This is a genomic window from Mucilaginibacter sp. P4_C11, from assembly GCF_056402115.1.
Map to the genome: position 1 here is coordinate 1 of NZ_JBFUIA010000007.1, position 20,737 is coordinate 20,737.

The 20,737-nt window shown below is 41.0% G+C and carries 21 protein-coding genes; 9 read left to right on the forward strand and 12 right to left on the reverse strand.

Annotated elements, in window-relative coordinates:
• The coding region (locus tag AC1DU2_RS08030) for a hypothetical protein (protein WP_477383645.1) at positions 1 to 212 on the forward strand (212 nt) is incomplete at its 5' end.
• Positions 213 to 302: 90 nt separating this feature from the next.
• On the opposite strand, the gene AC1DU2_RS08035 is transcribed toward AC1DU2_RS08030, so the two are convergent.
• Positions 303 to 614 (reverse strand): hypothetical protein, encoded by a 312-nt coding sequence (locus AC1DU2_RS08035; protein ID WP_477383646.1) that lies wholly within the window; start codon positions 612 to 614, stop codon positions 303 to 305.
• Positions 615 to 874: 260 nt separating this feature from the next.
• Here AC1DU2_RS08035 and AC1DU2_RS08040 point away from each other — a divergent pair, with 260 nt between their 5' ends.
• Positions 875 to 1,213: a hypothetical protein gene (locus AC1DU2_RS08040; protein WP_090651100.1), complete on the forward strand. Its 339-nt coding sequence runs from the start codon at positions 875 to 877 to the stop codon at positions 1,211 to 1,213.
• 211 nt (positions 1,214 to 1,424) lie between these two features.
• Here AC1DU2_RS08040 and AC1DU2_RS08045 read toward each other — a convergent pair whose 3' ends face one another.
• Both AC1DU2_RS08045 and AC1DU2_RS08050 read right to left on the reverse strand, forming a co-directional pair.
• A complete protein-coding gene (locus tag AC1DU2_RS08045; protein WP_477383647.1) occupies positions 1,425 to 1,835 on the reverse strand; it encodes a hypothetical protein in 411 nt (136 codons plus the stop codon).
• 157 nt (positions 1,836 to 1,992) lie between these two features.
• Positions 1,993 to 2,190, reverse strand: coding sequence for a hypothetical protein (locus tag AC1DU2_RS08050; RefSeq protein ID WP_477383648.1), 198 nt, complete (start codon positions 2,188 to 2,190; stop codon positions 1,993 to 1,995).
• Between the two features lie 194 nt (positions 2,191 to 2,384).
• Between AC1DU2_RS08050 and AC1DU2_RS08055 the strand changes: the two genes are divergently transcribed.
• A complete protein-coding gene (locus AC1DU2_RS08055) occupies positions 2,385 to 3,086 on the forward strand; it encodes a S24 family peptidase (protein WP_477383649.1) in 702 nt (233 codons plus the stop codon).
• A 60-nt stretch (positions 3,087 to 3,146) separates the two neighbouring features.
• On the opposite strand, the gene AC1DU2_RS08060 is transcribed toward AC1DU2_RS08055, so the two are convergent.
• Positions 3,147 to 3,443, reverse strand: a complete 297-nt coding sequence (locus AC1DU2_RS08060; protein ID WP_477383650.1) for a hypothetical protein — start codon at positions 3,441 to 3,443, stop codon at positions 3,147 to 3,149.
• Between the two features lie 470 nt (positions 3,444 to 3,913).
• On the opposite strand from AC1DU2_RS08060, the gene AC1DU2_RS08065 reads away from it, so the two are divergent.
• Positions 3,914 to 4,417 (forward strand): GNAT family N-acetyltransferase, encoded by a 504-nt coding sequence (locus tag AC1DU2_RS08065; protein ID WP_477383651.1) that lies wholly within the window; start codon positions 3,914 to 3,916, stop codon positions 4,415 to 4,417.
• 253 nt (positions 4,418 to 4,670) lie between these two features.
• Positions 4,671 to 5,027, forward strand: a complete 357-nt coding sequence (locus AC1DU2_RS08070) for a hypothetical protein (RefSeq protein ID WP_477362868.1) — start codon at positions 4,671 to 4,673, stop codon at positions 5,025 to 5,027.
• A 67-nt stretch (positions 5,028 to 5,094) separates the two neighbouring features.
• On the opposite strand, the gene AC1DU2_RS08075 is transcribed toward AC1DU2_RS08070, so the two are convergent.
• The 8 genes from AC1DU2_RS08075 to AC1DU2_RS08110 form a co-directional block, all read right to left on the reverse strand.
• Positions 5,095 to 11,136: an NHL domain-containing protein gene (locus AC1DU2_RS08075; RefSeq protein WP_477383652.1), complete on the reverse strand. Its 6,042-nt coding sequence runs from the start codon at positions 11,134 to 11,136 to the stop codon at positions 5,095 to 5,097.
• Positions 11,137 to 11,401: 265 nt separating this feature from the next.
• Complete coding sequence (locus AC1DU2_RS08080) at positions 11,402 to 11,704, reverse strand: RNA recognition motif domain-containing protein (RefSeq protein ID WP_090651108.1); 303 nt, start codon at positions 11,702 to 11,704, stop codon at positions 11,402 to 11,404.
• A gap of 155 nt (positions 11,705 to 11,859) precedes the next feature.
• Entirely contained in the window at positions 11,860 to 12,453 is a 594-nt protein-coding gene (locus tag AC1DU2_RS08085; protein WP_477383653.1) for a hypothetical protein, read from the reverse strand.
• A gap of 228 nt (positions 12,454 to 12,681) precedes the next feature.
• A complete protein-coding gene (locus AC1DU2_RS08090; RefSeq protein ID WP_477383654.1) occupies positions 12,682 to 13,935 on the reverse strand; it encodes a BamA/TamA family outer membrane protein in 1,254 nt (417 codons plus the stop codon).
• A gap of 73 nt (positions 13,936 to 14,008) precedes the next feature.
• Positions 14,009 to 14,572, reverse strand: a complete 564-nt coding sequence (locus AC1DU2_RS08095) for a DUF4276 family protein (RefSeq protein WP_477383655.1) — start codon at positions 14,570 to 14,572, stop codon at positions 14,009 to 14,011.
• A gap of 1 nt (position 14,573) precedes the next feature.
• Complete coding sequence (locus AC1DU2_RS08100) at positions 14,574 to 15,782, reverse strand: AAA family ATPase (protein ID WP_477383656.1); 1,209 nt, start codon at positions 15,780 to 15,782, stop codon at positions 14,574 to 14,576.
• A 103-nt stretch (positions 15,783 to 15,885) separates the two neighbouring features.
• On the reverse strand, positions 15,886 to 16,350 hold the full coding sequence (locus AC1DU2_RS08105; protein ID WP_477383657.1) for an RES family NAD+ phosphorylase: 465 nt from the start codon (positions 16,348 to 16,350) through the stop codon (positions 15,886 to 15,888).
• Between the two features lie 135 nt (positions 16,351 to 16,485).
• A complete protein-coding gene (locus AC1DU2_RS08110; protein ID WP_477383658.1) occupies positions 16,486 to 16,989 on the reverse strand; it encodes an antitoxin Xre/MbcA/ParS toxin-binding domain-containing protein in 504 nt (167 codons plus the stop codon).
• A 425-nt stretch (positions 16,990 to 17,414) separates the two neighbouring features.
• On the opposite strand from AC1DU2_RS08110, the gene AC1DU2_RS08115 reads away from it, so the two are divergent.
• From AC1DU2_RS08115 to AC1DU2_RS08130, 4 genes are all read left to right on the forward strand, one after another.
• Positions 17,415 to 17,816 (forward strand): hypothetical protein, encoded by a 402-nt coding sequence (locus tag AC1DU2_RS08115; protein ID WP_477383659.1) that lies wholly within the window; start codon positions 17,415 to 17,417, stop codon positions 17,814 to 17,816.
• 115 nt (positions 17,817 to 17,931) lie between these two features.
• Positions 17,932 to 19,203: a PBSX family phage terminase large subunit gene (locus tag AC1DU2_RS08120; protein WP_477383660.1), complete on the forward strand. Its 1,272-nt coding sequence runs from the start codon at positions 17,932 to 17,934 to the stop codon at positions 19,201 to 19,203.
• A gap of 106 nt (positions 19,204 to 19,309) precedes the next feature.
• Complete coding sequence (locus AC1DU2_RS08125) at positions 19,310 to 20,017, forward strand: hypothetical protein (protein WP_477383661.1); 708 nt, start codon at positions 19,310 to 19,312, stop codon at positions 20,015 to 20,017.
• Positions 20,018 to 20,261: 244 nt separating this feature from the next.
• Positions 20,262 to 20,702, forward strand: a complete 441-nt coding sequence (locus tag AC1DU2_RS08130) for a hypothetical protein (protein ID WP_477383662.1) — start codon at positions 20,262 to 20,264, stop codon at positions 20,700 to 20,702.
• The last annotated feature ends 35 nt before the right edge of the window (positions 20,703 to 20,737 follow it).

A 20,737-nucleotide genomic window follows, 5' to 3' on the forward strand; every position in this document is an offset into this window, starting at 1 on the left:
TCATTGGTTCATTGGTTCATTGGTTCATTGGTTCATTGGTTCATTGGTTCATTGGTTCATTGGTTCATTGGTTCATTGGTTCATTGGTTCATTGGTTCATTGGTTCATTGGTTCATTGGTTCATTGGTTCATTGGTTCATTGGTTCATTGGTTCATTGGAACGCGGGCATAGCGGGCATAGCGGGCAGAACGTTTTAAGCCTGGCTTCCTGAAATCACCTGCACGCCATCAGACAAGACCAATGAACTAATGAACGAGTGAACCAATGAACGAAAAGACGAGACTAATGAACTAAAGAACTACTAATGAACCTCTACCATGCGCAATAGTTCGCTGAGGTGCTTGTTATAAGTGCTGATACTTATTCGTCCCGATTTATAATCAGATGTTAACTTTTGAAATTGTTGCTCGGCATTTGAGGGTGCCGTGGTATTGTTAAAAACGCGATTTAACCTATCCAGCTTTTGGCCAAGACTTTGCATTAACAATAAAGGCTCAACATCGTTGGTTTGATGTAATATTTGATTCACCTTACGACGCTGTTGCTTATCAAAATATAATATTAAAAACACAGCGGCTGTTCCAAGGATTACAAAAAAGTAAAAAGCGTCCATAACATTAAAATTAATAGTGACTAACTACTTGTTTAATACGCTAATTTTAAACTATTGGTTGCCGAATATTTAATAAAAGTTTTTAACGCCTTAACGGATGGTTAACTAAAAGCCCACCTTATGCTCATTTTTTTGAATTATTTGATTGTTTTACAAAGCCGTATTTTAGCGAGCTCTTTTTTTATCTGCTTTAAAAAGCGGTACTTTGTATTTACTTAATATAGCGCAAACAAAACAACATTTTAATACGCTTATACTATATGAAACCAGGAGATAAGGTAATTTGCATTAATGACAAGATAGATCCCGAAAAAAGCGAAGAAATACGGCGCGATTTTGAGATTTGGATAACCAGGGATAAGGAATACACCATTCGCGAGATACTGGATAATAATGGCATTGTTACAGGCGTGTTACTGGAAGAAGTACACAACTTTCCTAAGTTTTTTAAACTGATAAACCGTTTCCAGGAGCCTGCGTTTGCCCAATGGCGTTTCCGAAAGCTAAATTATGCCAGCCAGCCGGCAGAGGCACTAAGCGAAGTAGAGGAATTGATAGAGCAACTGGAAAAAGAACAGCAACAGGTAAAAGTTAAATAGTAACCCGGATAAATAAATTAAGCCACCGAAACTCATATCACGTATTTAAATAAAGATTTTGTAGGCGAATTAGAAATGAATTAAAATCAGCGTACTGAATTTTTATTCTGCTGATTTTAATTCATTCTTAGGCATCTGGTTAACAGAGCACCAAATTAAAGCCGATTGATGAGGCGTAAAGTATATGCAATTCATGTCAATTGGCATAAATTCAATCATAAGTCCCGGCAGCTTCTGTTTCTACAAGTTGGGTAAGTATAGCCTTTAACGCTGCTTCGCGCGCCCATTGCTGCTCAACGGCTGACGCATCCTCCTGGTACCATTTAAGCGGGCTGTTAATTTCTATGCGGGCTTTATAAACAAAGTTTTTTGTGGGGTGCATTTTGCTCCCCTCGTAACTATTAAAATTTTCTGCCTTAATTACTTTCGCAAAATCCCGCGCTTTTACATCCAACTGTAAACACTCATCCAGCGAGTTTTTAAAATCCTGCTTGTCCTCCAACCATAAAATCAGGGTATCATCGGTAAGGTCATGATCGGCAACGGCTATACGGCTATAATCGTAATCAACAGATATAATCATCCACCATAGTTGATCTTTTAATTTTTGTGTAATTTTCATTTTTCGTTAGTTTATTGGTTTTGTTTATTGGTTCAATGGTTTATTAGTTCATTACTCATCATCCGGTTGGCATCGTGTAAACTATTGCGGTTCTTAAGTGAATACTGCAAACTGCTTACTAGTAACTGCCATCTGCAAACCGGCAACTGCAAACTGCTCACCGGAAAGCAGGTATCCAGCCGGGGGTGTATTTTTGAATGGCGGTAATTTCTTTACTTAGTTTTTGACAGGCGGCCAGGTAAGCCTGGTAACGCAGCAACGGCTCGGGCAAATCGTTATTACTATCGATATTTAATTCCGGTGAAAACACCGCCGTTGCATTTGGTTGATTTAAGGCTGAGTAGGCAATATGCATATGTTTAAATTTTTGATTATTTATATTTTCGGCTGTTAATTGCTAAAACATTCCTCTGTATTGTATTTCTTTAAATTTCATGTAATTAAATTTGTTTTTGATTTAATTTAACTTACATTAGCAATAGATAACAGGACAAATATAAAGAATTATCTTTAACACAATCAAGAAAAATCTGTAATTATTTTTTCACCATGGATGATGCATTAAAACCAAATAAAATCAAAACGATTCGCCCCGAAACATTAGAGTTTATTATTCTGTATACTCAATTAAAAGGAAAAGCATTTGCAGGCAATGCGCAACTTGCAGAAGCATTAGGCTTTAACTCGCCCAGTTCCATTACCGAAATTGTAAAGAGCAGGCAGAATATCGATCCAGAAAAATTCAGAATTTTTAAAGAAAAATATAAAGAATTTATAAACAATAAAAAACCCGCAATTAATCAAGAAAAAATTACAGTAAATAAAGCAGAAGAAGGCATTCCGATGTATGAAATTATTGCAACCGCATCGGGTGTAGAAGTGTATAATGATATTAATGACTCCCAACCAGTGGGGCGCATGAACTTCCCGGGCATCGAGGATTGTGACTTTGCTTTGCCAGTTTGGGGCCACTCCATGTATCCATACCTGGAAAATGGTTGCTGGGTAGCCTTAAAAATTATTCACGATAAGAAAATATTGCCGGGCGAGGTTTACTATATTGAATGGGGCGATTACCGCATGTATAAAAGGCTATTGGCCGGCGATAGCCCCGATGAAGTAATAGCCCACTCGGATAACACTACTGAAATGATTGGTAACCGTCTTAAGTATGCCCCCTTCCCTATCAACATTGCCGATATTAAAAAACTTTGTCTTGTAAAGGACATTCATAAAAAACACAATCATTAGTCGAAAGAAGCTAATGTGCAAATTTCAAATATGTAGATTTTAGATGTAAGGCTATTCCATTCAGGCAATCGGGCCACTCATCCTGAATATTATACAATCGAGGTCGGTTTTTACATTTTCAAGCAGCTCGTCAATTTCGGCCTGGGACAGACCTTCCCTGAAATCATTCCGGGCGGTGTTACTCAAATATTGCAGGTAAGGAGTAATCATGAGATTGTGTTTTCTATTTAAACGATTGCCATCATAAGCTATCAGTTTAAACAGTTTACTAAGATGAGCGAAGTAATCTCGTTTAGTTAAACCCTCAATATCAGCCGATTCCTTTTTTATATGTTTCAAAAACTCTTCGGGAATCATAATTTATTATTTAACTTTATAATCCGTTGTCTATATACCTCAGCAAAGGTATAAACAAACGGCCGACTCCCCTGCACCGTATCGAATTTAAATTGCAGCGGTATCTATACCAAAATATAAATTTCACCGTTATTATATTCTTATAAGTTGTAAAACAAATTAATAAATATTTCGTTTACCGATATAACAATCAACATGGCAAGCCAGGTACCACAATTTATAGCCCAACAGTTCAGTGTTGGCAGTGCCTTGCAAAATATCCTTTTTTACGGGATGTTGGCTTTTTTAGTTTGCCTTATTGTAGCACAGCTGCAAACTAAACATCTGCCAATCCGGCAACGGGCAATTTCCAAGTAAACAAAAAGAAGTTATCTGCCCAGTATTTCCCAGCTTTAAATTTCTTATATAGTGTAAGCTATAAGCAGATTAATTTTAATTTCACCTTTGATCTGTACCGATAATTTCAACTTATGCTTATTAGGCTCGCTACTTTAAATGATATCCCTCTTATAATGGAAATTATTGCGGGGCTTATACCAGAAATGATTGCCTCCGGCAACCTACAATGGGATAGCACTTATCCAAACACTGGCGTTTTTACTGATGACATAGCTGCTGGCCACCTTTGGGTGGCAGAGATAGACGGCCTTATTACTGGGGTTACCGCCATAACAACCAACCAGGAGGCCGAATACGCACAAGTGGGCTGGGACATTACTGAGCTGGCTATTGTTACACACAGACTAGCGGTGAGCCCGAACTATCGCGGCCTTGGCATCGCTGCGGCATTATTGACCCACGCCGAACTTGAGGCCGCCCGGCGTGGTATAAAAACACTTAGGATTGATACTAACACCCACAATAAGGCCACTCAAAAGCTGTTCCCTAAATTGGGATATGTTTTTGCCGGAGAGATTGGCCTGAATTTCAGGCCCGGCCTGCGATTTTATTGTTACGAAAAACGACTTGATTAGAGCGTCAAGCAAATAGCCCGCAATTGTTGCCTGTTTAGAAAAGCGACTTACAAACACTAATAAATATCGCATTTTTAGTTCATAAGCCACTTAATAACATCGATTTACCCAATAGTTATTAACATTCTGCCGATTTATTAACACATACTAAACATTCATATACAATAACCATATATTTATTTCAGCCAATGCCACAGCTAATACTCCAAGCCTGTGCAGACTAAATTATAAACGAAAGAGAAGAAGAATAAAGATGGATCCTGTAATGTCACTTTTAATTAGTGGTATCGTTGCCGCAATTATTTTAGTTATGCTTAACAAGCAACAAAGTAGCAAAGTAAGTAACAACATCTACACAGATGATGTGCAACAGCTTTACCTGCTCACAACTGCCGAATATAAAATTAACGCATTAGAAAACAAGCAGCAACTAAGGCGCGAAAAAATTGAAAGCAAAACAACGACTTCAACTGAAATTGAGCTTGAAATAGCGCAATTAACACAAGCCTTTAATGAGGGTAAAATTCATTTAAACGAATTAAACAGCAAACTCGACACCTTATTGAGTAAATTCAATACAGATGGCGTTGAGCTATCACAAGCTTTTTAAAACTAGCCGTTATTAACCAGAAACTTGCTTAGCGCGGGAATAGCATTGCTTATTTTACTTTTTACTGTTACCTAATAACAACCACGTATCCGGATAATTTTGTGGACCCGTTTTTAGGATCAATAATGTAGTAATAGGTTCCCGACGGCAACGCGCTGCTATTGTAGTTTCCGTTCCATGGCTTTGTATAATTTACCGATCTGAATACCGAAATTCCATAACGGTTAAATACACTTACGATACATCCCGGATAATTTGCCAGGGCCGGTATGTTCCAGGTATCATTATGACCATCGCCATTGGGCGTAAAGGCATTGGGTATAACTATCGGCGGTATTATACAACCACTTTCTGGCGCAAGGCTTATATTGATGATATTTGATTGTGCAGGTGCGGGAGCAACACACATGCCATAAGTTGTCATAACGCAATATACCTGGTCGCCATCGGCTAAGGTTTTGGTAGTATAAGTATCTTTATCACTTACAAGCACGCCGTTAACATACCAAACGTAAGTTGGCGCGCCTCCTGATGTTTGATAATTTGAGGGTGTAGGTGTAAAGGTTATTTCTTTTCCAGCGCATACCGGCATCGTTACAGAAGCCGAAATAGTTACAGTGCTTACCTGAACCGGCGTTGTAATAATATCGGCAGTTTCAGATACCGGCGAAGAAACTGGTGTGCATCCATCGTTATTAATTACTATACAGGTTACTTTATCGCCAACCGCCAGTGTACTCGTGGTAAAAACATTCCCCGGATTATTAATCTGCTGCCCGTTCACCATCCATCGATAAGTAGGGTTATTGCCAGCGCCCTGACTGGTCGCTGTAAATATAAGCTGAAGCCCCACACACGAGGCAATTCCGCCGTTAGGGCTAATGCTCACCGACGGCGGGGCCGGGGCCGGTATGTTTATTACTTTAATAGTGTTTGATTTAGTTTCGTGCGGAGCAAAACATCTTTCATAGGTTGTCATAACGCAATACACAAGGTCACCTTCGATAAGGCTATTTGTGGTATAGGTATCATTATTGCCAACAATGCTCCCATTAACATACCATACATAAGTTGGTACCCCTGCGGCTGTTTGATAGTTTGCCGGCGTTGGGGTAAAAGTAAGTGTACTTGCTGCACATACCGGCATGTTAACCGACGGATTAATAACTACAGTGCTTACCTGCTGAGATGCTGCAATAACAATATTTACCGGTGCTGATACAGGTGAAGCAATTGGATTGCAACCATCATTATTGATAACTACGCAAGTTATCCTATCGCCGTTGGCTAATGTGTTACTATTGTAGGTTTTACCAATATTATTGGGAACCGGCAGACCGTTTAACAACCATTGATAGGTTGGGTTAATCCCTCCATTTACCGCTATAGCTGTGAAAGAAAAATCTGTCCCTGTACATCCGCCAACGTCACCCGCTTTATCTATACTAACCGTTGGCGGTGCATCATCGGGCCTGTAAAACACTTTAAGGGTATTTGACAAAGCCGGCGCATCGCAAAAATTACCGGTGTTGGTAACTGCACATGTAACCAAATCATTGGCCTGCAAACTGCTACTGCTAAATATCGCATTATTGGTACCGACATTTGAGCCGTTAATCTGCCATTGATACACAGGACTCACGCCCGCATTGCCTGCCGCAGCATTAAATATTACTAACTGACCCGGACAAGTAACATTCATCTGCTTAATATCAACAACGGGCGTAACAGGCGGTGTAACCGTAATTTTAAAAGTAACAGGTTTACCAGGACACAAGCCCGATGTTGAATTTGGTGTAATAGTTATAGTTGCTATTATAGGTACACTTGTGGTATTTTGAGCCTTAAAGGATATATCGCCTGTACCTGCGGCAGCAAGCCCAATACGGGTGTCGCTATTTGTCCAGCTGTAAGCATCTGCAGTACCGGTGAAATTTATAGTTAGTGTGGCGCCGCTGCAAATTCCAGGCTGATCAGATACCGGAGCCACTACCGGCAATTTATGCACCTCGCCACTTACCGGCACTAACATATTAGCAGCCCCGGCAGATAATAAAACTACATTACCTGCATAATTACCGGCAACTGCGTTATCATCCAATTTTATATAAATTTTTATTGGATTTACTTTATCGCCGCTCAACGCAAGCGAGATTGAATTATTGTAGCCGGTAGTTGGGCTTAACGAAACAAGGAAACTGACTGGCGCTGTAACTTTAATATTATCAGACAAAAAGGTACCTGAAGCCGTAAATTGCTGATATGAGGACGAAGCGCCATTTTCGCAATTACTTATGTTCCCGCTTACCACTGAAGCCGAAATGTTGCCACCCACTTCTGTTACTTTAATATTTACAATAAAACTGCTGGTGCCACCGGTGTTATAAGCTGTAACCACATAATCTGTTGCAGGCCAGGTTACTGTTGGCGTGCCGGTTATGATGCCTGTTGTAGGGTCAAACGTTAAACCATCCGGCAGTACTTTATCAATAGTGTAGCCGGTAACAACCACTTTTCGTACCAGGCTATTACCGTAATCCGTTACATATAAAAAGCCATTTGCATTTACCTGTACGTCATTCGGCCGACTAAAATTTGCTAAAGCCCCCACCCCGTCGGCAGCCCCGGAACCACCGCTACCCGCAAGCGTTGTAACAATTCCCTGCGCATCCATTTTCCTGATCAGGTTATTTGATATATCAGCCACATAAATATTACCGGCAGCGTCAACAGCGACACCGGCAGGAACGTTGAAAGTTGCCGACAACGCCGCTCCGTTATCTGAGCCGGCCCCGCCGCTACCTGCAATAGTGACTACAGCGCCCGCGGGGGTTATTTTTCTTACCCTGTAATTATACGGGTCTGCTACGTATACATTGCCATCGGCATCCACATTTACAGCAGTAGGACTATTAAAAGAAGCCAGGATACCGTCACCATCTGCAAATGTTGGAACCCCGCTACCTGCAAGGATCGTAACATCGCCGGCCGGTGTAACCTTGCGTATTAAATTGTTTTGTGAGTCGGCCACATACAGGTTATCATCTTTATCAGCAACTACCGAATAAGGGTAAGAAAAACTTGCCGCCCCGGCCGGACCATTATTACTTCCGGACGAGCCACTGCCTGCAAACACAGAAACAGTACCATCTGGCGTAACCTTTTTAATTTGATTACTGGCAGCATCAGCCACAAATATATTTCCATTGCTATCAACAGTAACTCCATTGGGTTGATTGAACCCACTTGCAAATACAGTTACAACTCCATCGGGTGTAATTTTCTTTATCACGTTGTTATCCCTATCAGCAAGGTATAAATTCCCGGACGCATCCTGGGCAAGCCTCGTTGGGCTGTTAAAATAGTCGCCTTTGCCACCACCTGCAAAAGTAGTTACCTGGCCATAAATGGTTGCAGGCACCGACCCGCCGGTATTCTTAGGGGTCAATACCGGTATAAGTTTATTTACAGTATAAACGTTGGGGGTTGTATAACTAATTTTTGGAGGGGCTACAAGTACCGGCGGCGTAATTGGGGTTTTAACCTCGATGTTTAATGTAAAACTGCTGCTACCGCCCGCATTGTAAGCAGTAACCACATAATCAGTAGCCGGCCATACAACTGTTGGCGTTCCGGTTATGGTGCCTGTTGTGGGGTCAAAAACTAAACCTGCGGGCAAGGATTTATCAATAGTATAGCCGGTAATCTGTATCTTACGCACTTTATGGTTACCAAAATCGCCAACATACAGGTTTCCGTTGTGATCTGCAGCCACTCCTGTACTGCCGTTAAAAGATGCCTGGTTGCCAATACCATCAATAGCTCCTCCTTGCCCGCTGCCGGCTAAAGTGGTCACCACACCACCCGGAGTTATTTTACGTATCAGGTTGTTCCCAAGTTCGGCAACGTAGACATTATTTGCAGCATCAACAGTCACAGATATTGGAAGGTTAAAAGAAGCCGCTATACCTGTACCATTTTGGGCCCCGGCAGCTCCACTCCCGGCAAGCGTTGAAACCAGCCCCGCAGGTGTTATCTTACGTATAAGGTTATTGTTTTCGTCGGCAACATATATATTGCCATTACCATCAATAGCAAGTCCGTTAGGTGCATTAAAGCTGGCAGCCAAACCCAAATCATTAACATTACCGGCAATTCCGCTACCTGCAAACGTACTTACATTGCCATTCCCATCTATTTTCCTGATTACATTATTGCCCAAATCAGCAATATATAAATTGCCCGCAGCATCGGTGACCGTACCTGCAGAATTTTTAAAAGTAGCTGTATGGCGCGGCCCATTATCAAAACCCTGAGCACCGCTACCAGCATACGTGGTAGCGTCACCTGCCTGGGTTATTTGGCGTATTAAATTTGAAGCTGCATCTGAAAGAAATATATTACCATCTGCAGTAGTGGATATCCCCAAAGGGACATCAAAGCTTGCAGCCAGGCCATTTCCATCAACAGAAAAGCTATTACCATTGCCTGCCAGTGTTTTTACAACGCCGGCAGGTGTTATTGTGCGCACATTATGGTTACCTTCATCTGCCACATAAATATTGTTTTGCAAATCGGTGGCAACAGTAAAAGGAAAATACATGGTGGCACCGGTACCTGTGCCATCGGTATTACCTTGTACTCCACTACCGGCAAAAGTGCTTACCTTGCCATAAATGGTAGCCGGAACCGCCCCGCCTGTGTTCTTAGGAGTCAATACCGGTATAACTTTATTTACGGTATAAACATTGGGGGTTGTGTAACTAATTTTAGGAGGGGCTACAAGTACCGGTGGCGTAATTTGGGTTTTAACCTCGATGTTTAATGTAAAACTGCTACTGCCACCTGCATTATAAGCTGTAACCTTATAATCGGTAGATGGCCATACCACAGTAGGCGTTCCTGTTATAATACCTGTTTTAGGATCAAATACTAAACCGGGCGGAAGCGCTTTATCAATAGTATAGCCCGTAGCAATAACCTTTTTGATAATATTGCCATTGAGTTCAGATACCAGTAAGTTACCCTCATTATCCAAAATAATACCCGCCGGAAGATTAAAATAAACCTGGCTGCCTACCCCGCTATTTGTCCCTTGTGGCCCGCCCCCGGCTATAGTGGTAACAACATTATCCGGAGAGATTTTTCTTATTTTGCCGTTACCCCAATCGGTTACATATAAATTTCCAGATTTATCAATGGTGATACCGGTAGGCGAAGCAAAACTTGCTGCTGAGCCCGTACCATCACTCGCTCCAAATTGCCCGCTGCCTGCTATGGTAGTTACATCACCAAATGGCGTAACTTTTCTAATCACATTGCCTTTTTGCTCGGCTACATAAATATTTCCTGCGGCATCAACAACCATACCGGCCGGCTGGTTAAAACTTGCAGTATTGTATTTACCATCAACGGTGGCTGCTGCCCCGCTACCAACAAATGTATACACATAACCAGTGGGAGAAATTTTGCGGATAAGGTTATTCCCATCAGATACATACAAGGTACCGGCGGCATCAATCGCTATTGCATTGGGGTTAATAATACTGGCAGCGGTACCTTGCCCATCCAACGGCGTACCAATTAATAAGCCGCCTGCAAATACGGTAATTGTGCCATCAGGCACAATTTTCAAAATATTGTGGTTATTATAATTGGCTACAAACAGGTTACCCGCAGCATCCCTCACCACCCCATGTGGCAGGTTAAATTTTGGTGAAGCAAAATTGGGCCCGCCCGGAATGCCATCCGGGGCAAGTGTTGATACTACGCCGGCCGGTGTTATCATTCGGATGCGGTAGTTATCGGCATCGGCCAGGTAAATATTGCCCGCGGCGTCAATCGTCATCCCATACGGCTCCGTAAATTGCGCCTGGTTTGTATTACCATTCTGTGTACCGTGTAAACCAGTGCCCGCAAACACATCTGTCTGGCCGTAAACCGTCGCTGGCACCGCGCCGCCAGAATTAGCTGGAGTTAAAGCAGGTATGCCTGTGCCAACTTTATAAACATTTGGTGTTGTATAGGTAATTACCGGCGCTTGCCCAAAAACAGTTAAAGCCGCCAGCCAAAGCAGAAAGGATACCCCGATTTTTATAGATGTGCGCACTTGCTTAGGTTAAATTACGAAACCAACCAATGCACGTTTTATTTACCTCAGAAATTGGAGAAAAAACAGACGCAGGTTTGGGCATATCAATCGTTAATTATAGGCATTATAACACCCTATAACTATACACTAAATTATGCATTTATTTCGGAAATACTAATAACCAGCGTAATCATTTAAAATTGAAGAAAAGCAGGAAATAAGCCAATAAAAAAGCCGGGCACTGCCCGGCTTATATTTTAAAAAAGAATAAATTTTAAAGCTCTTAGTTGCGTCTGAAACCGCCTTTACCACCGCCAGTGTTGCCACCACCGTTAAAACCAGGACCCTTATCTTCGGCTATGTTAACCGTAATCCTGCGTCCATAATAACTTGCGCCATTCATACACCTTATCGCTTCCTTCGCTTCGTTATCGTTCACCATCTCTACAAACCCAAAACCCTTACTCTCTTTTGTTTCGCGATCTTTAATGATCCTGAGGGACTTAACCGGCCCAAAATCACCAAAAACTGCTGTTAATTCGGCCTCATCTACTTCTAAAGGAAGCCCTGCAATAAATACTTTCATCAATGTCTTTAAAATTTGCATAAAGGTACAAAAAATAAGGGGAATTTTAGCTGTCGCCTTTGTAAATAGCTTAGTTGCAACGGCTTTTTTACCTTTAAATTACGCAAACAATACTGGCTTACAATATAAATAACTGCTGTTAAACGGAATGATAATTATTTCAGTTGGAGCTCAAAACTACCTTCTACACGATAAAATGGGGAGTTTTCTTTATCGTCTTTAGCTAAAAAGGTAAAGAATGTACCTTTTGCTATCATATTATCTTTGTTGTATTTATCTATTGTTATTTTGCCCGCGTCATCCTTGCCAACAAATTTGGTCAGTGTGTATTGCAACAGTGGCTTTTTCTCGTCAACTGTAAATAAAAACTGGCTGCCGGCAACTTTGCTGTTAACACTGGCCGAGGCAAGACCTTCCGAGCTTATACCAAAACTCATGGTATGAGCCTTGTTGATGGCCGTAATGCCAAAATACTTGTTGTCGCCATTATGTACGTTAATGAAGGCTATTGAATCTGTGGCAGCATCAAAACTATAGGTAGAATCTTCGATAGTTATTTTTAACACCCCTTTGCCTGCTAAAAAGTTACCGGGAGTATTAATAATACCTAAGGCAGTACTATCAGCTGCAGTTGCCGGCTTAGTGGTCTCCATGTCCTTAACATTCTCATCTTTCTGGCAGGATGAAACCACCACCGAAATGAGCAAGGCATATATCGCAAACCATTTAGTAAACCGGATACCGTCCATAGGCTAATTGATGGTTAAAGCTAACAATAAAAATTCTAAAATTTTATCAATACAAATTAATTCAGTAAATATTTAACTTTTTTTAACGCCCTTATGATAAATAAACAACGTTACCATATTATTGTTCAGGATATTATTAAAAATATCACCTGTTAGTCAAAAATATAATTAATTAACAAGGCTCCCGAAAGAGGGCATGCACGCCGTATCCGGATACCTGTTACCAGCCTAAAAAACTTCGCCCACGTTGATGAACAATCCCCTGGAGCCCTGCCGGCCAAAGCCATAGTCAATGGCGATGTTTGTTTTTGATACTTTATTAAGCTTAATACGCAGGCCCGGCCCGTAGCCCGGCTGTATAGCCTGCAAACCACTGCCCGGTGCTGCCGAAAACGACTGGCCATTTACAAACATTACCCCGCCCAACAAACCATTGCGGGTAATTTTAAAGCGGTACTCGCCCTCAAGATACATCATCTGGGCACCGCGAAAGCGCCCCTGGATATAGCCCCGGCCGGTTGTGAAGTTTTGATCATTTGCGGTTGAAGGCAAATCAAGGTAAGCAGGGCGCCCGTTAAGTATAAGCCAGTTGTATGACCATATGGCAAAAACGTTATCTGAGTTGCCTGGCAAATGATAGTACTTCCTGATATCAATAATAAGCGAACGCCAGGGCGTTGTGCTGCCTAAAAATGTAAAGTTATCCCGGTAAGTTATTGCTGTATAAAAACCACGTGCCGGGTTTATAGAGTTATCGCGGCTATCAAACAATGCATTAACAGTCAGGCCGGTTGATATAGCACGTTTTATGGGGCCGTATTTTTCATAATCGGACACTCCTCCGTTTATCTGCCCTTTTTCCTGCATATTCCAGCGGTCGTCAAAAATATAGCCCAGGCCGGCAAAAAAGTTCCCGCCAACATTTCGTAACACCGTTTCATTAATCCTGAAAAAAGAGTAATCGAGCGGGTTTTCATTAGCCATATTAGAGTGACTGCCGAGGCCAAAGGTACTTTGCGGATATTTAAAATACCTCAAATCGCTGATGATATTAAATTGATTGTCCCTTGTCCAGATGCTGGCCAGCAGCGGGATGATAATTTGTTTTTTTTCGGTATAGGCCGGATTTACAGTTATTGTAGATATACGGGCTTTTAAAGCCGTGCGGAAAGCGATATTACCGGATATGGTAGCCGCCAGTGATGTTTGCAAAGTGTACCCAAAAGCAGGTAAAATGGAAATAACCGGTTTTGTGCCGATAGAATCGACTTTTGCATTTTTATCAGCCTTAACAAAAACCGAGCTTATAACATCAATAATGTCCTTTTCATTGGCGGTATCGGCGGGGGCGGCAACAATAGTATCCTTAAGTTTGGAGTGGCCAAGTGGTATATACTTTTTATCCTGCGCGTGTAATACCGTGCAACAGAACAACAGGACAAAGGGTGCAAAGCTAAAAGTGAATATTTTTTTGCCAGGCATTATTATTGGCATTTTAAAGTTCGGTAAAATTGCAAGTATAGCATAATTACTCAACCTTTCGGCTTGCCAGTTCTCAATTAATATCCAAATGGTTTTGAAGATTATTTAAGAATTGATTAAAATACGAACAATTTGCAGCAACTGTTTGAATATCCAAAGTTTCAAAGATTCTTAAATTATGGGTTTCCGAATACCTTCCTTTGCTTTTCAACTTAAGTTCGCCCTTGGGATCGGGTATCGAAGAAGGATCGTGGTGTTGCGGAATATTGCATTTATATAGATGGTTGAATTTATCTATATCCGAAAATATCAGCGCCTCCAGTTCATAAATGTTTAACAGGAAAATAGCTTTACCATCTACTACCCGCCTGTATTCGGCAAAGTATTCTTTTCTCAATCTTATTTTTTCTTGTTCATTAATTAAGCCATCTAAGTCCCGAATAAAAATTACCAGATCAGGCTTTTCATACTGATACTCAAGTCGCAATAACCTTTTGGTTGGTTGAAGCTGATCAAGCTGCGATCCGCGAATGTGGTTAATCAACGGAAAAAACAGCACATCGTTATAAATCTGGTTCAATAATACACTTATACAATTTGTATCGTGCGGGGCTTCGCCCACTAACCCAATCTTCATACTATTTTTCTAAATCCGAGTAGCGCCAATAATCACTTAAATACATTTCATCCATATAAGCTTTTGCTTTTTCGGTTTGATTAGCGTTTAAGTTTGATATGGTTGTTCCATTCTCGGGGTCATGGCTACATATAAAAAGGGAGCTTAGGGTATCTTTAGTTAAAACATCCAATGCCTGGGGCGAGTGGGTTGTTATAATTATCTGGGCATCCTCTGAAGCAACCTTTAAAAAGTTCATAAATTGCTCTAACTGGTGCGGGTGAATGCCTAATTCGGGTTCTTCAAGTAAAATTATTTTGTTCTTAGCAATAAGCGATGCTATTTCGGCAAATATTCCTGAACTTTCCCTGACGTATATATCAGCAAAAAGAGAAAACATTCTTTTTGTCCCGTCAGAGAGGCTCGAAAAAGGAAGCCAGTCGCCATTGATTAAATATTCTAATAAGATATTTTCAATCCTTAATTGTTTATTGCTTTCATCATGGTAGATATTAAAAGATGGACTAAGCCTGATTTTTTGAATTGGCAAATAACTACCAATAGTCTCATTAAAAAGTCCACATTGCCATTCAAAATAATTTGAGATAGTTTTTGAAGTATCCTCAATTACCAAAGAATAATTGTTTTTTAGTTTATCTCTAACTGATGATAATTCCATGAAGAGATCGAAGCCTATTGTCTTTAGAAAATAAGAATTTTCTTCATTTGACCATAGCATCAAACTTTCATCTACCAAAGCCCCCCCTACTGTAAGCGACAGTGGAGATGCAATAATTAAATTATTCTCAGGACTTCGCAAACCATGAGGTAATAAAATAGGAAAGCAGTATAGTTTCTTTTCTATGATTTCCTTTTGAAGTGAATTAGAAGAGTTGTAACGTTTAAGTTTTCCGTTATATCCAAAAATAAACTTTCCGTTATCATTGGCAAGAAACTCTTTAAAATCGGCAGCGTCGCTTATATTTAAGTCGATAGTTTTATCGGATGATATTTCAAATTTATCCTTTCCGGCGAAAGTCAATTCTGTTTTACTGTTAATTAGATTCTTATGATTATAAGTTAAAACGTTATTTAAAAATGTTATAAAATTGGTTTTACCGCTGCCATTTTTACCAATAATGATATTTAAGCCTGGATTTAACTTAACATCCAGATTTTTTATTGTCCGGTAACCCTGTAGTTTAGCTTCTGCTAAATATATCCTGTTCATTTACTTAATTAGTTTACCCTTATCAACAAAAATACAATATAAATGGTCATTGTCATTTTTAAACAACCAAGCGGCAAATTTATGATAGAATTACCTTAACTGCCTATTGCGCCTTTAACCTCGGGTCGAAAGTAAATTTGCTCACGCTGCGAATTTTTATTTTTTCGAAATCCGGATGGGCCGGGTTAAGCAGGTAGTTATATTCCAGGTCGATAATTGCCGATGGTACTTTTAATATTGCGGTTTCCATTTTATGCAGCCACTCATCGCCTAACTGTTGCGTAAGGGGATAATTGATCACCTTAGCCCAGTGTTGGTTGAGTTTGGTAAGTTGCCTGATCGTAATTTCGGTGATAGCCAACTTATCCGGAACCTCTATAATGATTACCGAAAAATTGCCGCTTTGTAACGACGTACCAACCGAGTGGGCAAGTTTCTCCAAACAGGAAAGCGCAAGCGAACCGCCGGTGTAAATTACATACTGCCCCAACGAGTTCCATCTCCCGTCGATCCCCGAGCCTTTACGGTCATGGGCATATTTGGTTTGGCTTATGCGGTAGGTGAGCAAGTTTAATTATTGAATTACTGAATTATTGATTTATTGAATTACTGAATTGCTGAATTATTGATTTAGTCGGATTATCTAAATTTGAGGCAACCATGCACAATCAATAATTCAATAAATCGATAATTCAATAATTAATTAAGCAAGTACCCCGTAATCAATACGAATGAGCTGGGTTATTACGATGTTTATGCCGGTGATGGTATCGAGCAGATCAAACGGAACAGCATCAATACCTGGGTTATAATGTTTTAACCAGCTTTTAAACTCATCAAGTGTACCAAAGGTATCAAGGCCTTTATTAAAGAGCTCAAAAAGCTGGATAATGTGCTCGCTTAGGCCCTGGTTTAAATCCCTTGAACCCTGGATGTGTTTACGCAGGGTTGGCTCGGTAATATCAAGCCATTTAGCAACATCAATTTGCGTAGCCCCGGTAACACGAATTAAATCGGTAATGGCGGCAGATTGCAAACCCTGCTTTATAGCGCCAAGCTTGGCCAATGGCGATTTAAAATAAGTTTCGTAAGGCACAAAAAAATCGTGCAACATAAATGCTGATGCATCATGTTCAGGAATTACATATGGCTTTGAAGGTACCTGCTCAACCTTTGTTGTGGTGTTCTGTCCTTTTACTGACTTCATAAACAAATGTAATTATTTTCTTTTTAAAAAGAAAATAATTTAGTTATTTTTGGTTCATTGGTTCATTGGTTCATTGGTTCATTGGTTCATTGGTTCATTGGTTCATTGGTTCATTGGTTCATTGGTTCATTGGTTCATTGGTTCATTGGTTCATTGGTTCATTGGTTCATTGGTTCATTGGTTCATTGGAACGCGGGCATAGCGGACACGGTGCGCGATTATTTTTTTGCTGAATGCTCCTGCCTGGTAATCCAATCAGACACGACCAATGAACAAGTGAACCAATGAACGAATTATTTTACCAAAAAAATTAGCACAATTAAAAAATAATTCTTACATTTGATTCTACTTTATGCCAATCGGCATTTAAAACATAAAACATGGAAACTTCTTTTAAATATGCCCGTGCACCCCGGAGGATGCAGATGGTGAATGATTATTTTGAATATGTTAAAGGTGAACCCTCGCCGGATACATCAACAACCGGATTGAAAAAAAAATGGATCCGCGAACCGGAGATACCCACAATTCGCGGCCTGGCGTTGTTTCTGAACTTTAAAAACATTGCTGATTTTGAAGATCATGAAAAAAAACGAAGCCACCGAAAGCCACTCCGATATGCCCGTTTTAGAATAGAGGCAGCCTACGAACAACTTTTGTTCGAAAAACCAACTGGTGCCATATTCGCCTTAAAAAATATGGGGTGGACTGACAAACCGGAACCAACCAAACTATTAGCAGAATCACACAAAACCCTCAAAGTTGAAATAACAAACACTGGCCCCAAACCCGCTGCAACCGAAAGGGAAGTGAATATTTTGATTTGAGAATCTTTCGAATTTGAAAATTTGAGAATTTGAAGATTTGAAAATTAATTGCCCTCCCTCCAATACCCAATGACAGCGCAGCGAAATGACCAATGACTAATGACAGCGAAGCAAAATGACCAATGACAGTAAAGCAAATGACCAATTAACTAATGATCCAAAGTTTGAAGTATCCGTCCTGTTTGGGCAAAATTACAATACCGACGCCCATGTTGTGGTAAACCAGGGCGGCACAAGTTCGGGCAAAACCTACGCCATCGGTCAGGTATTGTTTTGCATAGCGTGCCAGGCACCCAAACAGGTTATAACCATAGTAGGCCAGGATATTCCCAACTTAAAGGCAGGTGTACTGCGCGATGCCTTAAGCATTTACAATAGTTCGGCCGTGTTACAAACAGCGGTAAAAAGCTATAATAAAAGCGACCGGATATTTGAGTTCCATAACGGTACTTTAATCGAATTTAAAAGCTATGCCGATGCGCAGGACGCCAAATCGGGCAAGCGCGATTACCTGTTTATAAATGAAGCCAATGGCATAAGCTATGCGGTTTATGCCGAGCTGGCCTTGCGCACCCGTAAGCGCATTTATATAGATTATAACCCCAACAGCACCTTTTGGGTACATGAGCAGGTAATAGGCAGGCCGGGAGTACAAACCATTATATCCGATCACCGGCATAACCCCTTTTTGGATGACGCCATCCGGACAAAAATAGAATCGTTAAAAACCGAGGATATCGAATTATGGAAAGTGTACGCCCGGGGCCTCACCGGTAAAATATCCGGCCTAATATTCCCCAACTGGTATGTTTGCGAGCAAATTCCGCCCGAAGCCAGGCTAATTGCCACCGGCCTGGATTTTGGCTTCACCAACGACCCAACCGCCTGTCTGCAGGTATACCAGCAAAATGGCGAGCTATGGATACACGAATTGATATACCAAACCGGGCTCACCAATACCGATATAGCCACCAGGCTAAAAGCCGAAGGCGTGAGCATTAAAACCGAGATTATTGCCGATAGCGCCGAGCCAAAATCGATAGAAGAATTTAAACGCATGGGCTGGTACATTACCGCGGCAAAAAAAGGCGCCGACAGTATTAATAATTCTATTGATATACTCAAACGGTATAAAATAAATGTAACCCGCGCCAGCGTTAACCTGCGCAAAGAGCTCGACCGTTATAAATGGCGTATCGACCGTAGCGGCAAAACTATCAATGAAGCTGTAGATTCCTACAACCACTTGATAGATGCGCTAAGGTATGTGGCTTTAAATAAACTGACAATAAACAACCGTGACAGAAAATTAAGATCGCGGCTGCCATATAATCCAAAATCAAATGACCGCAGCATGTTCGATGAACTAATCGGCTCACGTTTTTAATTAACCATTAAAACTCGTCCTTCAGTGGGGTCGGGCTAACCAATAACACTATCCCTGTAAATTAACCAATCAAAAACTCCCCCTTCAGGGGGCTGGGGGGCTCATTATGATAGAAAAAACATTAAAAACAACTACAGGCAAACTGCACATCAAAATTCCCACGCAGTTAAGCGATGTTACGCTTGGGCAAATGATGGCCATGCAGGCCAAGCCCAATTTAAACGACATTGAAGCCATCAGCATTTTATCAGGCATAGCTATTCAAGAACTTCAGCAGGTAAAAGATGCCAATGATTTTCTTGTTTTTGCCGATAGCGTACTGGCACTGGCATACCAGATCAAATACCTGTACAACAGCAATGTGATACCCAAACAAGTGAGTTTCCTGCTGCCAGGCGGAAACCGGCCAAAAACAGTAAAGGTATTGGATAATCTATCCGTTGAACCGGCAGGCGCTTTTATGGCCGCGCGGGAGATTATTGCCGAAGAAGTAAACACCCACATTAAACAATTTGGCGAAGAGGATTGGAAAGAAAATTTTAACCCATCATTAAACGCCTGCTGCCAGGTATTGGCCCACTATTTTTATTGCCGGGCAACAGGCAAACCCTATCACGAATACCAGGCCGAAGAATTTAGCAACCATATAAAAAACATGCGGGTAACGGAGGCACTGCCCATATCCAAGCATTTTTTTTCCTGTTATCCCAGCTTATCGACACCGAAAATAAGCTTCTGGCGTCGCCTGCAACAATTCTGGAAAAACGTGCTGGCATCCAATCGTTCCAAAAGTTTAAATATATCAACACCATAAATGCCCTTGCCGATGGCGATATCACCAAATGGGATATCATCCTGAACATGCCCTACGAAAGGGTGCTCACCAAACTCCTGCTCAACAAAACCGAAGCAGAATACCAGAAAAGGTACGGGGAAATTAGTCGGGAGTCGTGAGTTCTAAGTTTTGAGTCTTAAGCTCTTTGGTTTAACATAATCTCACTCGCAAATCACTTTCAAAATCAATAATTCACTAAATCATTAATTCAATAATTGCCTCCATGCGCAACCAAATAGAAGCCATAGTACAAACACTTACGGGTAGCCCCGCGTTTGCATATGGCACCCAAAACGAATTAAACACCCTGGCAGATGATAAAATTTTCCCGTGCGTGTTTATGTATCCGCTGCAGCCTATCGAGGTATCGCCGCAGGTAAACGGATCTGTTGATAATACCTTTACCATTTACCTGGAATTTTTGTTCAAAACCGATTTCGGGCAATTTACTGCCGATAATGAAACCTATGTACAACAGGCGCTGCAAATGGCCAACCAATTTATAGTAAAAGCATCAAAGTACCGCGAAGGCGAAGGCCGGTACTTTCGCATAAAGGCAGGCATCAAGGCAAAATGCCTGCCGGTATATAACAAGTTTGATGTAAATACTACAGGTGTCGGATTAACCATCACCCTCCCAACCATGTACTACAATACATTTTAAGCTGACTTATAACCACCTAAAATCAAAACAATAAA